Annotated in this window: 20 protein-coding genes and 1 pseudogene; 14 read left to right on the top strand and 7 right to left on the bottom strand. The window is 68.6% G+C overall.

The window, feature by feature from the left end; translation table 11 throughout:
- Positions 1-569: 569 nt before the first annotated feature.
- Positions 570-1,340 (bottom strand): precorrin-6A synthase (deacetylating), encoded by a 771-nt coding sequence (gene cobF, locus BS329_RS32570; RefSeq protein ID WP_076165781.1) that lies wholly within the window; start codon positions 1,338-1,340, stop codon positions 570-572.
- 96 nt (positions 1,341-1,436) lie between these two features.
- On the opposite strand from cobF, the gene BS329_RS32575 reads away from it, so the two are divergent.
- From BS329_RS32575 to BS329_RS32580, 3 genes and pseudogenes are all read left to right on the top strand, one after another.
- A complete protein-coding gene (locus tag BS329_RS32575; RefSeq protein WP_076165783.1) occupies positions 1,437-1,643 on the top strand; it encodes a heavy-metal-associated domain-containing protein in 207 nt (68 codons plus the stop codon).
- Positions 1,640-1,816 (top strand): hypothetical protein, encoded by a 177-nt coding sequence (locus BS329_RS44010; RefSeq protein ID WP_167480044.1) that lies wholly within the window; start codon positions 1,640-1,642, stop codon positions 1,814-1,816. The genes BS329_RS32575 and BS329_RS44010 overlap by 4 nt, the downstream gene beginning before the upstream one ends.
- Before the next feature lie 41 nt (positions 1,817-1,857).
- A pseudogene (locus tag BS329_RS32580) lies at positions 1,858-4,014 on the top strand (heavy metal translocating P-type ATPase); the annotation flags it as partial.
- Here BS329_RS32580 and BS329_RS32585 read toward each other — a convergent pair.
- Positions 4,014-4,295: a metal-sensitive transcriptional regulator gene (locus BS329_RS32585; RefSeq protein WP_009081418.1), complete on the bottom strand. Its 282-nt coding sequence runs from the start codon at positions 4,293-4,295 to the stop codon at positions 4,014-4,016. The pseudogene BS329_RS32580 and the gene BS329_RS32585 sit on opposite strands and share 1 nt — an antisense overlap.
- Before the next feature lie 169 nt (positions 4,296-4,464).
- On the opposite strand from BS329_RS32585, the gene BS329_RS32590 reads away from it, so the two are divergent.
- The gene (locus BS329_RS32590; protein WP_076165786.1) at positions 4,465-4,827 is read left to right on the top strand and encodes a YciI family protein; all 363 of its coding nucleotides are present in this window, start codon (positions 4,465-4,467) and stop codon (positions 4,825-4,827) included.
- Here BS329_RS32590 and BS329_RS32595 read toward each other — a convergent pair.
- Positions 4,810-5,490, bottom strand: coding sequence for a M protein (locus BS329_RS32595; RefSeq protein ID WP_076165789.1), 681 nt, complete (start codon positions 5,488-5,490; stop codon positions 4,810-4,812). The two genes, BS329_RS32590 and BS329_RS32595, sit on opposite strands and share 18 nt — an antisense overlap.
- Positions 5,491-5,718: 228 nt before the next feature.
- On the opposite strand from BS329_RS32595, the gene BS329_RS32600 reads away from it, so the two are divergent.
- Complete coding sequence (locus BS329_RS32600; RefSeq protein WP_076165792.1) at positions 5,719-6,414, top strand: maleylpyruvate isomerase family mycothiol-dependent enzyme; 696 nt, start codon at positions 5,719-5,721, stop codon at positions 6,412-6,414.
- Here BS329_RS32600 and BS329_RS32605 read toward each other — a convergent pair whose 3' ends face one another.
- From BS329_RS32605 to BS329_RS32620, 4 genes are all read right to left on the bottom strand, one after another.
- Positions 6,415-7,749 (bottom strand): copper resistance CopC/CopD family protein, encoded by a 1,335-nt coding sequence (locus BS329_RS32605; RefSeq protein ID WP_076165795.1) that lies wholly within the window; start codon positions 7,747-7,749, stop codon positions 6,415-6,417.
- Positions 7,746-8,324, bottom strand: coding sequence for a hypothetical protein (locus BS329_RS32610; protein ID WP_076165798.1), 579 nt, complete (start codon positions 8,322-8,324; stop codon positions 7,746-7,748). The genes BS329_RS32605 and BS329_RS32610 overlap by 4 nt, the downstream gene beginning before the upstream one ends.
- Before the next feature lie 116 nt (positions 8,325-8,440).
- The gene (locus tag BS329_RS32615; protein WP_076165800.1) at positions 8,441-9,127 is read right to left on the bottom strand and encodes a winged helix-turn-helix transcriptional regulator; all 687 of its coding nucleotides are present in this window, start codon (positions 9,125-9,127) and stop codon (positions 8,441-8,443) included.
- 42 nt (positions 9,128-9,169) lie between these two features.
- The gene (locus BS329_RS32620) at positions 9,170-10,009 is read right to left on the bottom strand and encodes an AfsR/SARP family transcriptional regulator (protein WP_208619312.1); all 840 of its coding nucleotides are present in this window, start codon (positions 10,007-10,009) and stop codon (positions 9,170-9,172) included.
- A 223-nt stretch (positions 10,010-10,232) separates the two neighbouring features.
- Between BS329_RS32620 and BS329_RS32625 the strand changes: the two genes are divergently transcribed.
- From BS329_RS32625 to BS329_RS32665, 9 genes are all read left to right on the top strand, one after another.
- Positions 10,233-12,509 carry a TOMM precursor leader peptide-binding protein gene (locus BS329_RS32625; RefSeq protein WP_076165803.1) on the top strand — a complete coding sequence of 759 codons (2,277 nt, stop codon included), beginning with the start codon at positions 10,233-10,235 and terminating at the stop codon, positions 12,507-12,509.
- Positions 12,510-12,551: 42 nt separating this feature from the next.
- The gene (locus BS329_RS32630; RefSeq protein WP_076165805.1) at positions 12,552-14,012 is read left to right on the top strand and encodes a SagB family peptide dehydrogenase; all 1,461 of its coding nucleotides are present in this window, start codon (positions 12,552-12,554) and stop codon (positions 14,010-14,012) included.
- A gap of 175 nt (positions 14,013-14,187) precedes the next feature.
- Positions 14,188-15,090: a helix-turn-helix domain-containing protein gene (locus BS329_RS32635; RefSeq protein ID WP_076165808.1), complete on the top strand. Its 903-nt coding sequence runs from the start codon at positions 14,188-14,190 to the stop codon at positions 15,088-15,090.
- Between the two features lie 175 nt (positions 15,091-15,265).
- Entirely contained in the window at positions 15,266-16,207 is a 942-nt protein-coding gene (locus tag BS329_RS32640) for a DUF1702 family protein (RefSeq protein ID WP_244197388.1), read from the top strand.
- Between the two features lie 163 nt (positions 16,208-16,370).
- Complete coding sequence (locus BS329_RS32645) at positions 16,371-18,335, top strand: CRTAC1 family protein (RefSeq protein ID WP_076165813.1); 1,965 nt, start codon at positions 16,371-16,373, stop codon at positions 18,333-18,335.
- A 6-nt stretch (positions 18,336-18,341) separates the two neighbouring features.
- Positions 18,342-19,331, top strand: a complete 990-nt coding sequence (locus BS329_RS32650; RefSeq protein WP_076165816.1) for an enediyne biosynthesis protein — start codon at positions 18,342-18,344, stop codon at positions 19,329-19,331.
- Entirely contained in the window at positions 19,328-20,680 is a 1,353-nt protein-coding gene (locus tag BS329_RS32655) for a cytochrome P450 (RefSeq protein ID WP_076165818.1), read from the top strand. The genes BS329_RS32650 and BS329_RS32655 overlap by 4 nt, the downstream gene beginning before the upstream one ends.
- Before the next feature lie 5 nt (positions 20,681-20,685).
- Positions 20,686-21,243: a DUF5987 family protein gene (locus BS329_RS32660; protein WP_076165821.1), complete on the top strand. Its 558-nt coding sequence runs from the start codon at positions 20,686-20,688 to the stop codon at positions 21,241-21,243.
- Complete coding sequence (locus tag BS329_RS32665) at positions 21,240-22,889, top strand: GMC family oxidoreductase (protein ID WP_076165824.1); 1,650 nt, start codon at positions 21,240-21,242, stop codon at positions 22,887-22,889. Before BS329_RS32660 ends, BS329_RS32665 begins: the two co-directional genes overlap by 4 nt.

Consider the following 22,889-nt stretch of genomic DNA (forward strand, 5'->3'; position numbering starts at 1 on the left):
CCCGCACCCAAACGGCGAACACCCGTGCTCAACCGGACAACACCCGTGCTTGGCCGGACAACACCATGTCCTCCACCCGATCACACGAGATCGCCGCCTGATAACGCGAGTTCGCCAACCAATCACGCGAGTTCGCCATTCACGCACGCGAGATACGGGCCCAATCACGTGAGTTACGCGTTCAAGCACGCGAGTTGCGGATCCGGGCACAGGCTCGACGGGGGTGGTTGGGACGAGTTCGCCGCCTGATCACGCGAGATCGCCAGCCAATCACGCGAGTTCCCGTCTGATCACGCGAGATCGCCACCCGATCACGCGAGTTACGCGCTCAAGCACGCGAGTTGCGGATCGGGGCACGGGTGTGACGGGGCGGTTGGGAGCTGGCGGGGCGGGAGCGAAGCAGGGCACTCGGGTGCCTGTCGTTCCGCGCACCCGACACCACCGGGACAGGACTGGGCCGGTCGGAACTGTGTGGATTTTGGGACATCTGACGTCCTGAAATCCACACGGTCACGCACCAGCGGTCCGGTCACGCACTTGATGCGCGAGCCCGCCCCGCGAACTCGGGATCAGCCCTGGGAGCCGACGGGGCGGCGCAGGTGGTAGATGTCCATGATCCAGCCCTTCCGTGACCGCGCCGCGGCGCGCACGGAGCGGATTTCCGAAGCGAGAGCGGCGGTGAGCGGGCCGGACAGCAGGAGCTCATCGGGCGTGCCGAGGTAGGCGCCCCAGTAGATCTCCAGTCCTGTGTCCGCGAAGCGAGAGAACGTGCAGCCCGCGTCCAGCATCACGAACACGTCGTCCGCGTCCGCGGGCCAGCCCGCTTCGAGACGCCGTCCGGTCGTGATCAGCACCGGCCGCCCGATCTGGTTCATCGTGGTCCGATGCCGGGACGTCAGCGCGGCCACGCTGCTGACGCCGGGGACGACCTCGTACTCGAACTCCACGTTTCCCCGCGAGAGCACCGCGTCCAGCAGAGTCAGGGTCGAGTCGTAGAGCGCCGGGTCACCCCACACCAGAAAAGCGCCCCGCTCATCGGGACCCAGCGAGCCGATCATGGTCTCGTAGACGTCGGTGCGGAGCCGGTGCCAGTCGGCGACGGCCTTCCGGTAGTCGTCCGGAGTACGGTCGCGTTCGGGGTCCTGCGCCCGCACGACGCGGTAGCCGGGCCGCTCGACGAACCGGTCGAGGATCTCCTGGCGCAGACCCACCAGGTCTTGCTTCTCTGAACCTTTGTCGAGAACGAAGAAGACATCGGTCTCGTTCAGCCGCCGGACGGCCTGGACGGTCAGGTGTTCCGGGTCGCCGGCGCCGATGCCGATGGCGGAGATCTTCCTCATCGCCGCAGTGTGCCCGCACCCTCAATGCACACCCCTACCCCCATGGGGTATAAATGAAGTGATCGCTTCGTCTGTCCTGTAGAGGAGTTCGTACCGATGGCCGAAACCACCTACACCGTCAAGGGCATGTCCTGCGGGCACTGCGCCTCCTCCGTCACCGAGGAGGTCAGCGGCATCGCGGGCGTCAGTGCCGTGAACGTGGACGTGGCCAGTGGCAAGGTAACCATCACCAGCGACGCCGCGCTCGATGTCCAGATCGTGGACGCGGCCGTCACCGAGGCCGGTTACCAGCTCGTCTCGTGAGCACCGCCGTCAAGGTGTCGGCGTTCGCCGCGGCCCTGGTCGCGGTGTTCGTCGTCGCCTGGGCGATCGGCTCCGCCGTCGGGCCGCCGGACGAGACACCGGCGCCATCCTCGCCCGCGCCGACCAGTGAGCACGAAGGACATCACGAGGGCCACACGGGAGGTACGCCGTGAGCGTCGAGACGTCCCAGCGCGTCGAACTCGCCATCGGCGGGATGACCTGCGCCTCGTGCGCCGCACGGGTCGAACGCAAGTTGAACAAGGTCGACGGCGTCTCAGCCACGGTCAATTACGCCACCGAGAAGGCGCAGGTCGATTTCCCGGCCGCGCTGTCGGTGGACGACCTCGTCGGTGTCGTCGAATCGGCCGGTTATACGGCCGAGCCGCCCAAGCCTGACGAAGTGGACGACCAGGCAGCCGGGCTCCGGCGACGGCTTCTGATCTCCGCCGTGCTCGCTGTCCCGGTGATCGTGCTGGCGATGGTCCCGGCCTGGCAGTTCACCTACTGGCAGTGGGTCTCGCTGGCCTTGACCGCCCCCGTCGTCACCTGGGGCGCGTGGCCGTTCCATCGCCCCGCCTGGACGAACTTCCGCCATGGCGCCGCCACCATGGACACCCTGATCTCGCTCGGGGTCGCCGCCGCCACCCTCTGGTCGCTGTACGCGCTGCTGTTCGGCACCGCCGGAGTACCCGGCATGCGGCACGGCTTCGCACTGACCATGGAACGCGGCTCCGGCGCGGGCAACCTCTATCTCGAGGTCGCCGCCGGGGTGACCACGTTCCTCTTGGCCGGTCGCTATTTCGAGGCCCGCTCCAAGCGTCGCTCCGGCGCCGCTCTGCGGGCACTGCTCGAACTCGGGGCGAAGGACGTCGCCGTCCTCAAAGACGGTGTCGAGACCCGCGTCCCGATCGGGGAGCTGAAGTCCGGCGACGAGTTCGTCGTGCGGCCGGGGGAGAAGATCGCCACCGATGGCGTCGTGACCGACGGCGGATCGGCGGTCGACCTGAGCATGCTGACGGGTGAAGCCGTCCCGGTCGAGGTGAGCGTCGGCGACACCGTTGTCGGCGGGACGGTCAACGCGGGGGGCAGGCTCGTCGTCCGCGCCACCCGGGTCGGAGCCGACACCCGGCTCGCGCAGATGGCGAGGCTGGTCGAGGACGCGCAGAACGGCAAGGCCCGGGTCCAGCGGCTCGCGGACCGCGTTTCGGCCGTGTTCGTCCCAGTGGTGATCGCGCTCGCGGTCGGCACGCTCGGGTTCTGGCTCGGCGCGGGCAGCGGGGCGGACGCCGCCTTCACCGCCGCCGTCGCGGTCCTGATCATCGCTTGCCCGTGCGCCCTCGGCTTGGCCACGCCGACGGCGTTGCTCGTCGGCACCGGCCGGGGCGCGCAGCTGGGCATCCTCATCAAGGGCCCCGAAGTGCTCGAGTCCACTCGTCAGGTCGACACCATCGTCCTGGACAAAACCGGCACGGTGACCGCAGGGAGAATGAGCCTCACTGACCTTCACGGGGCCGACGAGACCGAGGTGCTCCGGCTCGCCGCGGCGGTCGAGCACGCGTCGGAGCATCCGATCGCCCGCGCGATCGTCACGGCCGCGGAAGAGCGGCTCGGTCAGCTACCGCCGGTCGATGGGTTCCGCAACATCGAGGGCCTAGGTGTCGTCGGTGAGGTCGGGGGGAAGACCGTCCTGGCCGGCCGCACTGCTCTCCTCGAACAGCACGACATCACCGTCGGAGACGACTTCGCCCAGGTCAAGGCGGCCGCCGAGGAGCGTGGCGCGACCGCGGTCGTGGTCGCGTGGGACGGCGAGGCACGCGGTGTGGTCGTCGTCGCCGACACGGTCAAGCCGACCTCGAAGCAGGCCGTGCGGGAACTGCGGGCCCTCGGGCTCCGGCCGGTCCTGCTGACCGGTGACAACACCGGTTCCGCGAAGGCGATCGCCGCCGAAGTGGGGATCGATGAGTTCATCGCCGAAGTGCTCCCCGCCGGCAAGGTCGACGTCGTCAAGCGCCTGCAGTCCGAAGGCCGCGTGGTCGCCATGGTCGGTGACGGCGTCAACGACGCGGCCGCGCTCGCGCAGGCCGACCTCGGCTTGTCGATGGGCACCGGGACGGACGCCGCGATCGAGGCGGGTGACCTGACGCTCGTCCGCGGCGACCTGCGTGCCGCCGTCGACGCGATCCGGCTTTCGCGCCGCACGCTCGGCACGATCAAGGGCAACCTGTTCTGGGCGTTCGCCTACAACGTCGCCGCGCTGCCACTGGCCGCGCTCGGCCTGCTCAACCCCATGATCGCCGGGGCCGCGATGGCGTTCTCCTCGGTTTTCGTGGTCTCCAACAGCCTGCGGCTGCGCGGGTTCCGAGGAGTGGCTTAGGAGCGGACCAGCCGCGCGATCGCGTCGGAGGCCTCCCGGACCTTGAGGTCGGCCTCTTCACCGCCCGCGGCGGCGGCCTGGACCACGCAGGTGGCGAGGTGCTCGTCCAGCAGTTCGAGCGAGAACGACTGCAGTGCCTTGGTGGCGGCGGACACCTGGGTCAGGATGTCGATGCAGTACTTGTCCTCTTCGACCATCCGCTGCAATCCGCGGATCTGCCCCTCGATCCGGCGCAGGCGCTTGAGATAGGCCTCCCGCTCGCTGCCGTAGCCCGTCATTCCGCACCCGTTCTCTCGTCGTTCCCCAGCCGTCGCCGAGTATACCCTCCCCACGTATCCACCCCGGGTGGGCGGAATCCGCGGGTGCCAGGATGTCGAGGATGGTCCGGCGGCTCCGACTCAAGCGTGAACGGCCGGGCACCCGGCCGGACGACCAGGAGGAACACCGATGAAATACATGATCATGATCACGATGAACCCCACCGCGTGGGACGCCCTCCCCGAGGAGGAGCGCAACGAGGTGGTCGCCCGCATCGACCCTTTCATGAAGAAGCTGACCGAGAGCGGCGAGCTGCTCGGGACGCAGGCGCTGGGGGAGCCGAAGGACAGCACGGTGGTCCGGGTGCGTGACGGCGTCCCGGTGGTCACCGACGGCCCGTTCGCGGAGTCGAAGGAATACCTCGCGGGGTTCTACCTGGTCGAATGTGACAGCAAGGAGCGCGCGATCGAGATCGCGGGCGAGATCCCGGACGCGCACGTCAACGCGATGGAGATCAGGCCGGTGGTCTTTTCCTCAGGTGACAACGCCTGAGGCGGTCGCTTCAGCGCCGGTGCGGGTCTCTGGCCTGCTCCGGCGCTGAACGGGCACTTCCGGCTTCGGTTCTTCAGTCATGGTCAGGACCGTACCGGCCTCGGCGAGCAGTTCACGGCAGCCGACCAGCTGTTTCAGGACGTCATCGCGCAGGTGGAGGGCCACATCGGCCTTCTGCCGCGCTTCGGCGAGCAGGCGCTCGCCCTCTTCGGCGGCGTTGTCGAGCAGTTTTCGCGCCCGTGCTTGCGCGGCTTCGTCCCGTGCGGCGAGCGCTCGCATCGCCTCCGCCCGGCGCAGCGTCATGGCGCGCTCGAAGTCTTCGGTGATCCGCTTCCGTTCCGCCTCGGCCTTGGCGGCCTCCTCGGTGGCGCGCGCGATGATGTCGTCACCCTCTTCGCGGGTGAGTTCGAGCATCCGGCGCGATCGCTCCTGCAACGCGTCCGGTGCGATCGGCACGCGGCTGATCCGATCGATGCTGGCTTTCAGTTCGCGGTTCTCCTCGCACGCGGCGGTGAGTTCCGCGGCGAGCGCCTCCGCGCGCCGGATCGCTTCGTCGCGTTCGGCGGCGGCTCGTCGTAGCTCGGTTTCCACCTCGCGAACGAATTCCCGGACCTGAGCGCGATTGAAACCACGCCACGCCAGATCGAAGCCGGGCATCTCCATTGGTCACCTCCACAGTGGGCGATCCGTCACCGGTGCGCGACAGTTGTTGGGACGACAGAGTCCTTGCGGCACGGGGCTTTCCCCGTCCAGTGTGCCTGAAGCCGCAAGGACACGCGCCAGGGGTGGGTGATCTTTGCGCCGAGCGGTCCGCGCAAGCGGGGAGAAGGGTGATCCTCGAACCGGTGGGAGAATGGACGACCATCGTTTACCCCTACTGGAGGTGGCCGCGTGACGAGCAGCCGAATTCGGGTCCCTGGCTGGAATACGGCGACCGCGGCCGAAGGGTATCGGCAGGTCAGAGAGAACATCTCGATCTTGCTCGCCGAGCACGCGAGCGCGGGCGAGCGGGCCGTCCCGGCTTGTCCACAGTGGACAGTCCGGGATCTGCTCGCGCATGTGACCGAAATCTGCGATCGGGTCATCACCCGCTTCGGGGGAGAGCCGTGCCCGGTCCCGGAGACGGCGTCGGTCGCCGGATTGCTGAGGCTCTGGAACGAGCGCGGTCCCGAGGCCGACACCATCCTCGCCGCGGACGGCGACGGGAAGAGCCGCGGCGACATCATGGTGATGGACGCCTTCACCCACGAACTCGATCTCCGGTACGCGCTCGGCGCCCCGCTGCCCGAGGCGCACGGGGCCTGGCTGCGGGGTTTCGAAGTGCTCGTCAGCGGCCTCGGCGCCTCGCTGAAAGAGCACGGGCTGCCCGGGATGCGGATCGAGACCGAAGGCGCCAGCTGGATCGCCGGCACCGAGCCGGTCGCCGCGGTGCTCTCGGGCCCGCCCGCCGAGCTGTACCGGTCCCTCTCCGGGCGCCGGAGCCCGGCCCAGATCGCCGCCTTGGACTGGCTGGGCGATCCCGAGCCGTGGCTCCGGGCCTTCACCTGGGGCCCGTTCACCCCGCCGACGGAAGCGACCGAGCGCTGATCAGCCGGTCGGGGACATCGAGGACAGTGTCGCGGCCAGCGCGAGCACCACGGCGACGATCAGTACCTCGACCCCGACGCTGACCCGCAGTTTCCGCAGGTCGGCGGTCACGACGCCGGTGCCGCCGCGGCCGGAGACCCCGCGGCGCACCGCGTTGCGGCTCAGGTTCGCGACCAGCAGCAACGTGGCGAACCCGGACAGCTTCAGCAGGAAGACGATGCCGTAGGCCGACGTCCAGAGCGCTTCCACCGACGGGACGAGCCGGAAGCCCAGGTAGGCGCCGCTGACCACCATGATCACGATCGACCAGGTGGCGATCGGATGGAACCGCGCCAGCGCCGGTTCGGCCTCCGAGGCCGAGTACTCGCCGCGCAGCAGCACGGCCAGCTGGATCAGCCCGCCGATCCAGACGGCCATCGCGCCGAAGTGGGCGAGGTCGGCGCTGACCGAGAGGAACATGATCTTGTCGGCCACCGCGTGCCCGGTCGCGGAGAAGCTCAGCATCACGATGAACCCGGCCGCGATACCGAGGTTCTCGTAGCGCGACCGCTGCCTGTCCGGCAGGCCGTCCGCCAGCAGCCGTCGCACGATCACGGCGAGCGCGACGATCGCGGCGAGGCGCAGGAGCAGGAGCTTCCCGTACGCCACCCGCAGGGTCGCCTCGATGAGTGCCGGGTCGAAGACGGAGCCCACGCCACGGCCCGCGACGTACGGGCCTTGCAGCAGGAACCCGGCCACGGCCGTCACGGCCGAGAGCCACACCCCGGCGGTGATCAGCCTCCGCGCCGCCGGGTCGGTCCGGCCACCCGGACGGCAGACCAGCACGAACACCAGCCCGCCGAGCAGCGCGACCCCGCCGAACGAGCCCCAGCGGAAAGTGGTGAACAGCGCGTCGGTCACCGGATCCGTGCCGGTGGAGGCGGACACCGCGCCCGCCGAGGTGATCAGGGGGCCGGTGCCGATCACGAAGGCGATCGTGCCGCGCACCGGATGTGAGTCAGTCGAGACGAAGGCGTACTCGACAAGATAACTGCCGTCGGGAAGATCGGGTTCGAGCTTGACGGCGACCTGTTCGGCGATGTCGCCCGGCTGGAACACCGGTCCGGCGACGACGTCCGTGCCCTGCTGATCGACGACCTTGATCGAGTTCGGCTGGATACCGATGTTCTCCGACAGGGTGATCGAGACCTGAGCGGGCGCCGAGGTGAGCCGGGCGCCGTCGGCGGGATCCGAAGCGAGGAGTTCGACGTGGGCCGAGGCGGGGGCCGCGGCGAGCACCGCGACCCCGAACCACGCCGCCACAAGAGCCAGTAGCGCGAAGAGTCTCCTGGTCACGACGCCGTTGTCGCCAGCTCACGCCGGCTTTCGGGCGAGCACGTGCAGCCGGTGAGCTCCCGCTCGGCGGCGGAGGCCTTCCGGTGCACGAGCATCGCGATGATCATCGGGATGGTGACGATCGTGTTGTAGAACAGGTGCAGTTCCACCCGGGGGATGAACAGCTGGATGATGCTGCTCGGCGCGGTTCCGCCGCCGAGGCGCCAGCCGGTCTGCGCCTGGACCAGCAGCAGCAGATGCTCGATGTGATGCCAGAACTGCAGGCCGAGCGCCAGGTTCCACCACTGCCGCGAGCGGCCCGCGAAACCCTTGCGCAGGGCGAACAGCGCGATCAGCATGACGATGGCGTAGCCGTAGTGCAGCCATTCGGAGCTGATCAGCTCGGGGAACGGGATGCCGAGCACACCGCGGGCGTCCGGGGTCTTCCAGCCGAGGACGTAGATCTGGAACGCCTGCACGAGGTGTTCCGCCCAGTGCGCCAGCACGATCAGCGCGAAGACGGTGAGCGCCGCGCGGTGGTATTTCCCGTTGAGCGAAGCGAGCAGGCCTGGACGTGGCGAATCGAGTGAGGCCATGAAAGTGCTCCTAGGGCGAAAAGACCGGCCGGTGACGGATGTCGACGATATCTCGCGCACCGGCCGTTTCCGTTACTCCGAATTGCTCATCTGACCGCGGTACCGCGCCGGATGGTTCAGTGAACGACGATTCCGTGGGACACCTGGGGCGCGGCGGGGATGTGGAACAGCTCGGTGAACAGTTCCAGGTACTCGAAGGCGCCGTCGATCCGGACCTTGCCGGTACGGGTGGCGTCGGTGGCGCTGAGTTCCCCGCTCAGCAGTTCCTTGATGAACGGGCCCAGCGGTTCGATCGTCGCGTCGGCGCCGGGATGCGCGCCGCCCGCGACCTTGAGCGCGCCGTCCTCGACGATCGCGTGCAGGACCATGCCACCCGGGTAGTGCAGTTCGTAGGTGGCGTGGACGCCCTTGGCCCGCTCGCTCTGGAACGTCGTGTACAGCGAGAGGATCGCCGCGTCCGTGGTGAGCACGTCCTCGGGAGCGGGCCTGCCGAGCGACCGCGCGCCCCACAGCCCGAGGTCCAGCACGATCTGGTCGAGTTCGCCGCCGTACTCGGTGAGTTCGTAGACCACCGCGGCGTCGAGCTGGGGGAGCAGCCGGCGGCGGATCACCCCGGACTGTTCGAGTTCGTTGAGCCTCGCGGACAGGGTGCTCGCCGGGATCTTGGGCAGGCCCGCCCGCAACTCGGTGAACCGCTTCGGGCCGAGGACGAGGTCACGGACGATCAGCAGCGACCAGCGTTCGCCGATGATCTCCAGCGCGCGGGCGAGACCGCAGAACTGTCCATAGGTACGACTGGTCATCCGCCGATCCTCACTTTCGTTTTCCGTGGCAGGAGCAGGTCTTCACGCGGGTTCACCCTCGGAGAGCAGGTCGTGGTGCAGGATCTGCAACTCGTCGCAGGGCTCGACGCCCAGTTCATTGTTGAGCCTGGCGCGCACCTGGCGGTAGGTCGCGAGGGCGTCGGATCGCCGCCCGCTGCGCCCGAGGACGCGGATCAGCTGGCCGTGCAGTGCCTCGTCCAGCGGGTTCGCGGTGACCAGTGAGCGCAGTTCGCCGATCAGTTCGTGCCGCATCCCGGCCGAGATGTCCGCCTCGATCCGCAGGTGCAGGGTGCTGCGCCGCTGTTCGACGAGGTCGACCGCGTACGCCGACAGCACCGACCCACAGTGGACATTCGCCAGCGGCGGTCCGGACCACAGGTCGAGCGCCGACCGGAAGGTCTTCGCGGCTTCGGCGTGCTCGCCCCGTAGTTGCAGCTCCCGGCCCTGTTTCTGCAGCGTCTGGAACTCGAAGACGTCCACCTGCTCCGGGGCGATCCGGAACACGTACCCCGGCGGTTTCGTGGCCAGCATGGTCTCGCCGTACGGGGCGAGGTCGTTCTCGTCGATGCACCGGCGCAGCTGATAGACGTAGGTGTGCATCGTGGTGCGGACGCTGCGCGGCGGGTCGTTGGCCCACAGCTCCTGCACGATCGTGTCGATGTGCACGATCTTTCCCGGGCTCATCACCAGCATGGCGAGCACCTGCAGCAGCTTCGGCGTCGTCGGCGCGTAGTCGATCCCGTCCCGCACGAGTTCGAGCGGGCCGAGCAAGGTGAAGCGGACAGGGCTTGCGGACAGGTCCGGATTCGGGTTGGGTGCCGAGCCGTGGTGCGTGTCCGATACTCGTGATCCGGCATACATCGCAAGCGCCCTCCAGCTCGATACGCGTCGTGTCCCGCTTTCCCAGTGCGTCGACAGTGACAGAGCGGCGGGGTGCCGGGCCAGTGAGCCGTCCACCAGGTCCCGCGTGCGTGTGTCCCGGAAGAACATGGGTTTTTCACGTCCGACCCGTGAATCTCGCACTGGCCGGTACGCGGCCCGGCGCAGCAGGATTCGGGGACCGCACCGACCTACGGGGGTTCCCATGCGCGAGGCAGTGTCGAACGGGTCAGGCTCCAGCACCGGCGGTCTGGGATTCAAACGGCATCTGCGGGCGGAGATCAGTGAGGGCAACGGCGCCTATCTGTTCTCGGAACAGGGGGTCATCGCGATGCGCGGCGCGCAGGTCGCCTCGGTCGCGGCGTTGCTCGACGGCACCCGTGACTTCGACGGACTCCTCTCCGCCTGCCCGGAGGGGATGAGTGCCGAGCAGGTCACCGGGGTGCTGGCCCGGCTCGTGGAAGCGGGACTGGTCACCATCCGCGTCCCGGACGAACTCAGCGGTGACGAACGCGCGCTCGCGTACTGGGACGCGTGCGGTCTCGACGCGTCCGCGGTGGCCTGCCGTCAGAAGCCGGCGACGGCGAGCCTGACCGCGATCGGCCGCGGCGTCGACACCTCGCAGGTGGAGAACGCGCTCGTCGCGAGCGGGATCGAGGTGGTCGGGACGGCTTCCGAACTGGCCATCGTGCTGTGCGACGACTACCTCGACCCGAAGCTGGCCGAGATCGACGCCGAACACCGGCGCACCGGCAGGCCCTGGTTGCTGGCCCGGCCGTCGGGGTCGCAGGTGTGGATCGGCCCGATCATGCGGCCCGGCCGGTCCGGCTGCTGGCACTGCCTGACCAACCGGCTGTGGGGGCACCGGCACGCGGAGGCCTGCGTGCAGGAGGTCCTCGGGCACGACGGCCCGGCCTCGTTCCCGATGCCCGCCGTGCCGCCGCTGACCGCGGCCGCGTCGCACCTGATCTCCCTCGAAGCGTCCAAATGGCTGGCGGGACACCGGTATCCGGGTCAGCAGGCCGTGTGGATCCTCGACACCCTCGACCTGCAGGGGCGGCTGCACGAACTGCGGCGGCGTCCGCAGTGCCCGGAATGCGGTGACGAAGGAATCGTCGCCGCGCGGACGGCCGAACCGGTCGTGTTGCGGGAGGCCAAGAAGGCGACGTCGGGTGGTGGCGGGCACCGGACGCTCACCCCGGTCGAGGTGCTCGACCGCTACGGCCACCTGGTCAGCCCCGTCACCGGCATCATCAAGGAGATCGCCCGTGACCCGAGGGCGCCCGCGTTCGTGAACGCCTACCGGTCCGGGCTCAACGTCGCGCGCCGGGTGCGGGGTGAAGCCGGGCTGCAAGCCGGGCTGCGGGGGGACAACGGCGGCAAGGGCGCCAGCCCGCTCGACGCCGAGGTCGGCGCCCTGTGCGAGGCGATCGAACGGTTCTCCGCGAACTACCAGGGCGACGAACTGCGGATCCGCGACACCTTCCGCGCGCTCGGTGAGGACGCCGTCCACCCGAACTCGTGCATGCTCTTCGACGAACGCCAGTACGACGGCCGCGACGAGTGGAACGCCAAACACGCGATCTTCCAGCACGTTCCCGAACGGTTCGATGAGAAGGCGGCCGTCGACTGGACGCCGTTGTGGTCGCTTTCGCGGCAGCGGCGGAAGCTGATGCCGACGGCGTACCTCTATTACGGCGTGCCGCTGGAGTGCGGGATCACCGGGATGCGCGCCGACTCCAACGGCTGCGCGGCCGGCAGCAGCATCGAAGACGCCGTCCTGCAAGGACTGCTCGAACTCGTCGAACGGGACGCCGTCGCGATGTGGTGGTACAACCGGCTTCCGGTGCCGGGCGTCGACATCGCCTCGTTCGACGACCCGTGGGCCGTGGAGATGGTCGGCCAGTACGCGCGGGCGGGCAGGGAACTGTGGGTCCTCGACCTGACCGCGGATCTCGGTGTCCCGGTGATGGTCGCGCTGTCCAGGAGTATCGCCGGGCCCCGCGAGAACGTCATGATGGGTTTCGGCGCCCACCTGGACCCCAGGACGGCGCTGCGGAGGGCGGTCAGCGAGCTCAACCAGATGATCCCGGCGGTGCTCGCGAACGACGTCGAACTCGACGATCCCGACGCGGCGCGGTGGCTCCGGCACGCTACGGTCGCGAATCAGCCGTATCTGCTGCCGGCGCCTGGACGGTCGGCGAAACGGGCCGCGGACTTCAAGTTCGTCCGGCGGGCCGACGTACGGGACGACGTGGAATCGCTGGTACGCAAGCTTTCCGCGCTGGGGATGGAGACGCTGGTGCTGGATCAGACCAGGCCCGACATCGACCTTCCGGTGGTCAGGGTGGTCGTTCCGGGGTTGCGGCCCTTCTGGAGCCGCTTCGCCCCCGGACGGCTGTTCGACGTGCCGGTGCGGCTGGGCTGGCTCACCGAACCGACCCCGTACGACCGGCTGAATCCCTTCCCCATGTTCTTGTAGATCCGGCTGGAGCGACAGTTGAGGACAGATCCCCCCGGCGGTGTGGCCGAGACGATCCCCCTGTGGTCGCTCACCGACGACAGCCTTGTCGAGATCGGTGAGGACGGCTCATTGGTGGTCGTCACGCGCTGGGGGGAGCACGACTTCGACCGCGCCGAGCCACTGGTCCGGGAATCGTTGCGGCGGATGGCCTTGGGGCCGATCTCGCTGGCGAACGTGACGTCCTCTTGGGAGCCTGACGAGCGGGAGCCCGACCTCGAAGGCGAGCTGAGCTGGACCGCGGAGGGGGCCGACGCGCTGCGGCGGGCACTCAAGGAACTCGGCGGTTCCGTGGTGCGTTCACTCGGTCTCGCCGACGGGAGAGGGCCGCTGCTGTCGGTGATCCCGGTGGCGCTCGCCCCGGTGTTCGCGCCGGTCGAGATCCCTGCCGCGCGCCCGATCCGGTTGTCCCGCTTCTGTTCCCTGCGCTCCGACGCCTACGGCATGGGGCTGGAGTCGCCGTCCGCGCGCTACCGCGTCGTGCTGTACCAGCCGTGGGCGGTGCACGTCGCGGCGACGCTGGCGACGGCGAAGTCGGTGGGCGAGATCGTGTCCACGACCGGGATCGAGCCGGGGGTGGTCGGCGCGATCGTGTCCTATCTGGTCGCCGCGGGCGTCGCCGGGGTCGCGGGGGAGCACGGCCGGTTCGCCGAGGACGAGGATCCGGAACTCGGCCTGTGGTCCCCGGACGAACTGTTGTTCCACACCACGAGCCGGACCTGGCGGCCCGGTGGCCCGGCCGAGCTGCCGGGGCTCGGGAAACCGCCGGTGGTCAAGGCCGCCACCGGCGAGGGGCCGGTCTACTCGCTCTACCGGCCGGATCTGGCCGACCGCGCGGAGACCGATCCGACGCTGACGGCGTTGCTGGAGAACGATCACACCTGTCCCGAGTTCACCGAGGGGGAGCTGTCCGCCGAGCAGATCGGCGAGTTCCTGTTCCGTGGCGCGCGGATCCGGTCGATCGGGCCCGCGCACTTCCCCGATGGACACGGCCCGAACGGCCCCAGCCACAACGCTTCGCAGCGGCCGTATTTCAGTGTCGCGTGCCTGTACGAACTCGAGCTGTACGTCTCGGTCAACCGTTGTTCGGGGCTGGCGCGCGGGATCTACCATTACGACCCGCTCGATCACCGCCTCGGCTTGGTCAACGACGACGAGGCCGACCTGGACGCGATGCTCGACATGGCGATGATCGGCGGCGGCAACCATCGGCGGCCCTCGGCGCTGATCACGGTGACCGCGCGGATGCCGAGGATGGCGTCGGTGCTCGGCGGCGGCGCGTACGCCACGACCCTGGCGCACGTCGGCGCGTTGCAGCAGACGCTCTACCTCGTCGCCCGCGCCATGGGACTGGCCGCACACGCCGTCCCGGTCGACGCCGGCGACCGCGTCGACCGCGCCCTGAAGCTCGAATGGCCCGCCGAGGTGGGCGTCGGGGAGTGCGTGCTCGACCTCCTCGCGTGATCGAACGGCGAACTCGCGTGATCAGGCGGCGATCACGCATGCTTGGACGGCGGACGCGCGGAGCTGGACCACCCCTGCGCAGACCCCTTCTCGATCGCGCGTCGAGTGCTTCGAAATCGGTGCGGCGTTTGCTGGCGTGCAGAGGAAAAGCGACAGCGAATCCGAGGTTGGTCTGATGCAGCTACGAACAGTCGCCACGGCGGCGAACGAGAAAGGCGTCACCGAACCCCGTCGGCTCCCCGAGCCGGCGTCTCCCTTGCAACCCGCGGTGCTGCAGGCCATCTCCGCGATGCACGCGAGGTACTTCGACCCGATCACACTGGGGGATCTGGCCTCCGAAGTCTTCGTCAGCCCGTTCCACTTCTCGCGGATCTTCACCAAGGCGACCGGGGTGACCCCCGGCCGGTACCTCACCGCGATCCGGCTCTTCGAAGCGAAACGACTGCTGCTCACGACGTCGTTGACGGTGTCGGACATCGTCTGCAGTGTCGGCTACAGCAGTGTCGGCACGTTCACCAGCCGCTTCACCCGTGCGGTCGGGATGACCCCGACCCAGTACCGTGACCCGGAGGTCGGCGAGCTGCTCGTGGCGCTGGCCCCGCATTTCCAGCGGCTGCCGTCGCTGGAAGCCCTGCACAGCGCCGGAATGGGCTGTGCGTCGATGCGCAGCGGCACCGGGACGATCAGTGTGCGCGTCGAGACCCCGCGCGGAGCGGGCCCGGCGAGTGTCCTCATCGGACTGTTCGCCGAGTCGATCCCGCAGTGCGGCCCGGTCGCGTTCGGCGGACGGGCGAACGTCCTTTCCGCGGACATCGAAATCCAGAACGTCCCCGAGGGCAGGTGGACCGTGATCGCGGTCGCGGAGCACGCCGCCGGGACCGCGGCGTCGTCGTTCTCCGTCGGTACCCTGCCCGGCCGCGTCGACATCACCCGGTACGGCCGGGTCCACCTGCGGATGCCGATGCGCACCCCGCAGCCGACCGACGCGCCGATGGCGATCACCCTCGCCGGGAACCCGACGTCGACCGGGAACCGCATGACCATGCCCGCTCCCGACTATCTCCGCGCGGTGGCCTGAATCAGGTCTATTCCCGGTTCTCCCGGTTCACGCAAACCGGGAGAACCGCGGGCGCAACCGTGGAGTAGCTGCCGTGTCAGCACGCATGTGAGCCTTTAACCAGTCCGCAGAATTCGAATCCACCCGATAGGGGGAGAGTGCGTTGGGCAATGGTTGGCGCACGTTAAGACGTCGCATGATCACACCGGACGTCTCCGAGACGTCGCTGGACAAGCGGGGTTTCCACAAGAAGAGCCCAGCCGCTCAAGAATTGCTGGAGACCGTCGGGGAGAAATTCCTGCTCGGCTACGCGCACGCGGTCGAAGCGCGTTCCGTCGAACAGGCGGAAGAATGGCTCGAGCGAATTCCGGTCAAATTCCGTGGCTTCGCCTACGAAGGCGCGGGAATGGGTTACGGAATGCTGGACGGCCTGCCGGGGGGAGGCCGCGGGCATATCGCGGACCTCCTCGACGGTCCCGGTGAGAAGCACGACTACATCATCTACGTCGGCGTCGGCTGGGCGATGGCGCGGCTGCCGCGCTTCCGCTGGCCCTCCGCCGAGGACTTCGACCCGTTGCTGCGCTGGCTGGTGCTCGACGGGTACGGCTTCCACCAGGCCTACTTCAAGACCGCCAAGTACGTCGACGGTCAGTTCCAGGACCCGGACTTCGCCTGGCCCGCCGGCAACAACGGCTACTCGTTGCGGGCGATCGACCAGGGCATCGGCCGGGCGCTGTGGTTCATCTGCGGCACCGACGTCGATCTCGTCACCGACACCGTCGCGAGGTTCCCCAAGCAGCGGCACGGAGATCTCTACGCCGGGATCGGGCTCGCCTCGACCTACGCGTGCGGTGTCACCTCCGACGAACTGCTGAAGCTGGCCGAGTTCGCCGGTGAACACCGCGGGAACCTGGCCCAGGGCAGCGCTTTCGCCGCCGAGGCCCGGGTTCGCGCCGGATTGCTGATCCCCGAGACCGAGGTCGCCACCCAGGCGATCTGCGGGCTGCCGGCCGAGCGCGCCGCGGCCATCACCCAGGAAGTTCGCCCCGCCGTGGTCGTCGACGGTGAACTCCCGCATTTCGAAACCTGGCGACAGCGCATCGCCGAAGCGATCCTTTCGGCCGGGAAGCGGAGCTGACGATGCAGACATCGCTTGCCCCCCTCTGCGCGCCCCTGGCCGGAGGCCCCGCGATCGCGGCGGCAAGGTGCCCGACGACGCGATCGCACGTTCACCGAAAAGTAGCGCCCTGGCGACGTGATCGCGGTAGCGCGCTGACCGATAAACACGGAGGTGCAGGTAAATGACCGCGACCTTGGGCTGGCTCCGCAAGCAGCTGGCGGGCATCGTGGCGCTGTTGCTGATGGCGGGACTGTTCGTGGTGGCCCAGCTGCCGACGGCCTCGACCGCCGACGCGGACACCATGGCGTCGAAGTACGCGTTCGAGCCGTTGACGATCGCCTTGCCGGAGGCGGCGAAGAGCCAGTCGATCCGGACGGTGAACAAGGAGTACGAGCACATCCGCGCCTGGATCTCGTCGGTCGGCGCCGCGATCGCGGTCAACGACCTCGACGGTGACAAGCTCGCCAACGACCTGTGCTTCGTCGACCCGCGCAGCGACCAGGTGGTCGTCACCCCGACGCCGGGCAAGGGCGGCGACCGGTACGCGCCGTTCGCGCTCGACGCCGCGCCGCTGCCGATGGGCAAGTACATCGCCCCCATGGGCTGCGTGCCCGCCGACCTGAACGAAGACGGCCGGGTCGACCTGCTGGCCTACTACTGGGGCCGCACGCCGATCGCCTTCCTGGCGAAGCCGGGCGCCACGAAGCTCGACCCGAAGGCCTACGAGCCGGTGGAACTGGTGCCGGGCAACAACTCCAAGAACGGCGAATACTCCGGTCCACTGTGGAACACCAACGCCGCGACCGTCGGTGACTTCGACGGCGACGGCCACCAGGACATCTTCATCGGCAACTACTTCCCCGACAGCGCGGTGCTGGACGACCGCGTCCAGGGCGGGGTCGAGATGAACAAGTCGATGTCGCACGCGGACAACGCGGGCGGCAAGTACATCCTGCGGTTCACCGGCGCCACCCAGGGCGCGAAGCCGACCGCGTCGTTCGCCCTCGACGACAAGGCCATCCCGGCCGACGCCCAGGGCGGCTGGTCGCTCGCGGCCAGCGCGACCGACGTCGACGGGGACAACCTGCCGGAGCTCTACATCGGCAACGACTTCGGTCACGACCGCCTGCTGTACAACAAGTCCCGCCCCGGACACGTCGAATTCGCCGAGGTGAAGGGGATCCGCGGGCCGAACGAGCCGAAGTCCAAGGTGCTCGGCAACGACTCCTTCAAGGGCATGGGCGTCGACTTCGCCGACCTCGACCACGACGGCCTCTACGACCTGTACGTCAGCAACATCACGACGTCCTGGGGTATCGAGGAAAGCCACTTCCAGTTCATGAACACCGCCCAGGACACCGCGGATCTGCGTGGTCGTCTCCAGGGCGGCGAGGCACCGTGGGTCGACCGCAGCGCACAGGCCGGCACCGCGTGGTCCGGCTGGGGCTGGGACGTCAAGATCGCCGACTACAACAACAGCGGCGAATCGGTGATCACCCAGGCGACCGGCTTCGTCAAGGGCGACGTCAACCGCTGGCCGCAGCTGCAAGAACTGGCGACGTCCAACGACGAACTGCTGAAGCACCCCTACTTCTGGCCGAACATGGTCGCCGGTGACGACGTCGGTGGCGACCACACCCTGCACTTCTGGGCCAAGGGCCCCGACGGCCGCTACACCGACCTGGCCCCGCGCCTCGGGCTCGCGGTCCCGGTGCCCACCCGCGGAATCGCCACCGGCGACGCCGACGGTGACGGCAAGCTCGACTTCGCCGTGGCCCGCCAGTGGGAGCAGCCGATCTTCTACCGCAACGTCAGCGCCGACACCGGTTCGTACCTGAACCTGAAGCTGGTGCACGACAAGGCTCCGGCGGAGGGTCCGCTGAAGGCGGCGGGCACCGCGGCGATCGGCGCGCAGGTCACCGTCATCACCCCCGACGGCAAGAAGTACATGGACCGCGTCGACGGTGGCAGCGGCCACTCCGGCAAGCGCAGCCACGAGATCCAGATCGGACTCGGCAAGGTCACCGGGCCGGTGAAGGTGTGCCTGCAGTGGCGCGACCTGACCGGGACGATCCGCACCCAGGAAGTCCAGCTGACCCCGGGCAACCACACGTTCCAGCTCGGCGCTCAGGCTAAGGAGAAGTGACCCGTCATGGCTGAGCAGACACTGACCGCACCGAAGAGCAACAAGACGATCACGGCCCTTCGCCGGTTCGCGATCTCGATCACCATCTTCAACATCATCGGCTACACCGTGCTCGGGTTCGAGCAGCCGTACACCTATCCGTTCATCGCGCTGGCGACGGCGTACACCACGGAAATCCTGCTGGAGATCATCGGCGCCCGGGCGCAGGGCCGTCCCGTCCGGTTCCGCGGCAACGGTTTCAAGGGACTCGTGGAGTTCCTGTTCCCGGCGCACATCACCGGTCTCGCGCTCAACATGCTGACCTACGTCAACGACCAGGTCCTCGTGATGATCTTCGGCGTGGTGGTCGCCGTCGGCGCCAAATGGGTCCTCCAGGCCCCGGTGCGCGGCAGGCTCCGGCACTACATGAACCCGTCGAACTTCGGCATCACGATCATCCTGCTGGTGTTCCCCTGGGCGAGCATCGCTCCGCCGTACCACTTCACCGAGCAGGTCGACTCGTGGGTCGGCTGGCTGATCGTCGGCATCATCATGGTGTCGGGCACGGTGCTCAACGCGCTGCTGACCCAGCGGATGTGGCTGATCGGCGCGTGGCTCATCACCTTCGCGCTCCAGGCGATCATCCGAGGTCTGGTGTTCGACACCGCGATCCCCGGCGCGCTCGGGATGATGACCGGGGTGGCGTTCGTGCTCTACACGAACTACATGGTCACCGACCCGGGCACGACCCCGTCGAAGCCGGCGTCGCAGATCCTGTTCGGTTCGGGGGTGGCGATCGCCTACGGGTTCTTCATGGTGGTCCATGTGGCGTACGGCTTGTTCCTGGCCACCGCCCTCGTCTGCCTGATCCGCGGGATGTTCCTGTGGGGCCTGCACTTCTCGCAGAAGGCCACCGCTAAGTGGGAAGCGGAGCAGGCGAAGTCGGCCGAGATCACGACCCTGCCCAAGCCCGCCGGGAAGACGGGGACCGAAGAAGCCGGGGCCGTGGCGGCATGAGTCAGAGTGCGGAAGTCACCCGGGGGGCGCGTCTCGCGCCCCCCGGGCCGCCGCGCCGAGCGACCTTCGGTCTGCTGAAGAAGCTTTTCACCGACCGGCTGGCGCTCATGTCGGGCTCGGCGGAGGCCTACGGGGACGTCGTCCGGATCGCGATCGGCCCGAAGACGATGTACCTGGTCAACCACCCCGAGCTGGCGAAACACGTGCTCGCGGACAACGCGGCCAACTACCACAAGGGAATCGGCCTCCAGGAGGCCAGGCGGGCGCTCGGCGACGGGCTGCTCACCAGTGACGGCGAGGTCTGGAAGAAGCAGCGCCGCACGATCCAGCCGGTGTTCCAGCCCAAGCGGATCGCGCGGCAGGCCTCGGTCGTCGCGAACGAGGTCGAAGGCCTCGTGAAACGTTTGCGTGACGCGGGCGGGCCGATCGAGATCCTGCACGAGATGACCGGGCTGACCCTCGGCGTGCTCGGCAAGACGTTGCTCGACGCGGACCTCGGCGGGTTCACCTCGCTGGGCCACTCCTTCGAGGCCGTGCAGGACCAGGCGATGTTCGAAGCGGTGACGCTGAGCATGGTCCCGCAATGGGCTCCGCTGAAGAAACAACTGCGGTTCCGGGAATCGCGGGACGACCTCCGCCGCATCGCCGAGCAACTCGTCGAGGAGCGGTTCGCGAACCCGGTCGAGAACGGGGAAGACGTCCTGTCCCGGCTGATCGCGACCGACGGGACCCGCGAACAGATGCGGGACGAGCTGATCACCCTGCTGCTGGCCGGGCACGAGACGACGGCGAGCACGCTGGGCTGGGCGTTCCACCTGCTCGACGAACACCCCGAGGTCGCGGCGAAACTGCGTGCCGAGGCCGATTCGGTACTGGGCGACCAGTTGCCCACCCACGAGGATCTGCACCGGTTGCCGTACACGGCGCGGGTCGTCGAGGAGGTCATGCGGCTGTACCCGCCGGTGTGGCTGCTGCCGCGGGTGGCGCAGGCCGACGACGAGATCGGCGGCTACCACATCCCGGCCGGGTCCGACGTCGTCGTCGTGCCCTACACGCTGCACCGGCACCCGGACTTCTGGCCGGAGCCGGAGAAGTTCGACCCGGACCGGTTCGACCCGGACCGGCCGAGCGGGCGGCCCCGGTACGCCTACATCCCGTTCGGCGCCGGGCCGCGGTTCTGCATCGGCAACAGCCTCGGCGTGATGGAGGCCGTTTTCGTGCTGACGATGGTCCTGCGCGACCTGGATCTCAGGAAACTCCCGGGCTACGACGTGGTTCCCGAGGCGATGCTGTCGCTCCGGGTGCGCGGCGGGCTGCCGATGACCGTGCACACCAGGAACAGGAGGTAGGCGCCGTGGATTCGGACGAACAGGTCAAGGTGTCCACTTTGGAGGCTTACGCGGACACGATCCTGCCGGGGGAGAAGCGGTTCCCCGGCGATCACGCGATCGCCGGCGCCGCGGCGGGGCCGGGCGCTGTCGTGGCGGGCGCGCTCGAACTACTGCACACCGAGGCGACCGGGGTGACCGTCGGACTTCCCTATCTGGCACAGTCCCTCAACGAACACGCGAAGGTCTACGCCAAGGAACAGGACCTCACGCTGGACGAGTCGCTGCCGTCGTTCGTCGCACTGTCCTTCGAGGACAGGACGGCGCTGGTGAAGTCCCTGACCGCGCCGGGACATCCGGAGAAGGACGGCTGGGTCAGCCTCGCCTTGTTCTGCAACATGTCCTTCGACAGCGCGGCGCACAAGCACACCGCCGAAGCCATCGCCGAGGGCCACCCCGGCCTGCTGGCGATGGGGTACACCGCGCCGGACGAAGACGGCCTGTGGCGGTTCCCGAAGTTCTCCTACCGCCGCGAGTTGGCGCGACTCCACCCTGACACCACGCCTTCCGGGAGCCCGGCATGAACGCCTACGACAAGACCGACGTCGTCATCGTCGGCAGCGGATTCGGCGGCTCGATCCCCGCGTACCACTTGGCCGCGGGCGGGGCGAAGGTCACCGTGCTGGAACGCGGGCCGTGGCTGGAGGCCCAGGAGTTCGAGCACGACTACCTGCTCGGTTCCTCCTACACCCGGGCGTTCGACTTCGTCGTCGGCGACGGGATGAGCGTGCTGGGCGGCAACTGCGTCGGCGGCGGCAGCGTCGTGTACTTCGCCGCGATGCCGAGGGCGCCGAAGTTCGTCTTCGAGCGGCACGGCAGCATCGGCCGTCGCATGTGGCCTTCGGTGATCACGCGTGACACGCTGGAGCCCTGGTACGACCGGGTTTCGGATTCGCTGCCGGTGTCCAAACAGGACTGGAACGACGTCTCGTACGCGGGCGGGCTGTGGGCGGCGTTCTGCGACCACTCCGGGCGCACCGCCAACCCGGCGCCGGTCGCGGTGGACAACGACCGGTGCGTGAACTGCAACTTCATGATGGCGGGCTGCCGGTTCGACGCGAAACGCTCGTTGCTGACCAATTACCTGCCCGCCGCGCTCGCGCACGGCGCGCAGATCCGGCCCCTGCACGAGGTCCAGCGGATCGAGCGGATCGACGACGGCGACTACCGCGTGCACTTCACCACCGTCGACGACTCGGATTACCGCGTGCAGACCGGGAGCGGGACGATCGACGCGAAGGTCGTCATCATCGCGGCGGGCGCCGGTGCGACACCGGTGATCCTGCAGCGTTCGGAGTCGGCGCTGGGCACCATGCCGCACGCGGTCGGCCGGTACTTCTCGGGTAACGGTGAGCGGCTCAACACCGCGATCATCAACGAGGAGCGGGTCCGCGAGGTGCTCGGACTGTCCCGTGAGGACGGCAAGGTCTACGAGGCCAACCACATCGGCAAGGGCCCGACCGTGGCGAACTGGGACAAGCTCGACGGTTCGCTGCCGGAGTACGAACGGTATTCGCTGGAACAGCTGTACTTCCCGCCCGGGCTCGGCACGATCCTCGCTCAGGTGCCGGACGGCGACGAACCGCGCTGGTTCGGGGCGCAGAAGAAGGAGATCCTCAAGAAGTGGTCGTCCTGGCTGACCATCTTCCTGATGACCGAGGATGACAACGAGGGCGTCTTCGGCGCGCCGCCGCCCACCGGCAACGCCTACCGCATCTCGCAGCAGATGCTCGGCCGCGGCCCGCTGAAGTACGACCCGACGCCGAACACCCTGCACGGCTGGTCGCTGGCCGACGCGGAGTGCAAGGAGATCCTGGAGAAGGACGGCCTGGCGAAGGTGGCGCCGTGGACCAACGACGTCGTCGGCGCGTACACCGTGCACCCGCTGGCGTCGTGCCGGATCGGTGACGACCCGGAAACCTCGGCGCTGCACCCGAATCACGAACTTCGCAACCACCCGGGGATCTTCGTGACCGACAGCGCTTCCGTGCCGGGCGCGCTGACGGTGAACCCGGCGATGACGATCGCGGCGCTGGCCGAACGTTCGGTGCCGGGTATCGTGCGGGCGCTCCAGGCTCGCGGCGTCGACGTCTCCTATGGCGCGCCGGCTCCGGACGGTTCCATCACCGGGCGTCGGGCGGTCAGCCGTCTTCCCGTGGTGACCGGCTGA

The sequence above is a fragment of the Amycolatopsis coloradensis genome, from assembly GCF_001953865.1.
In the GTDB taxonomy this organism is placed as follows: Bacteria; Actinomycetota; Actinomycetes; order Mycobacteriales; family Pseudonocardiaceae; genus Amycolatopsis; species Amycolatopsis coloradensis.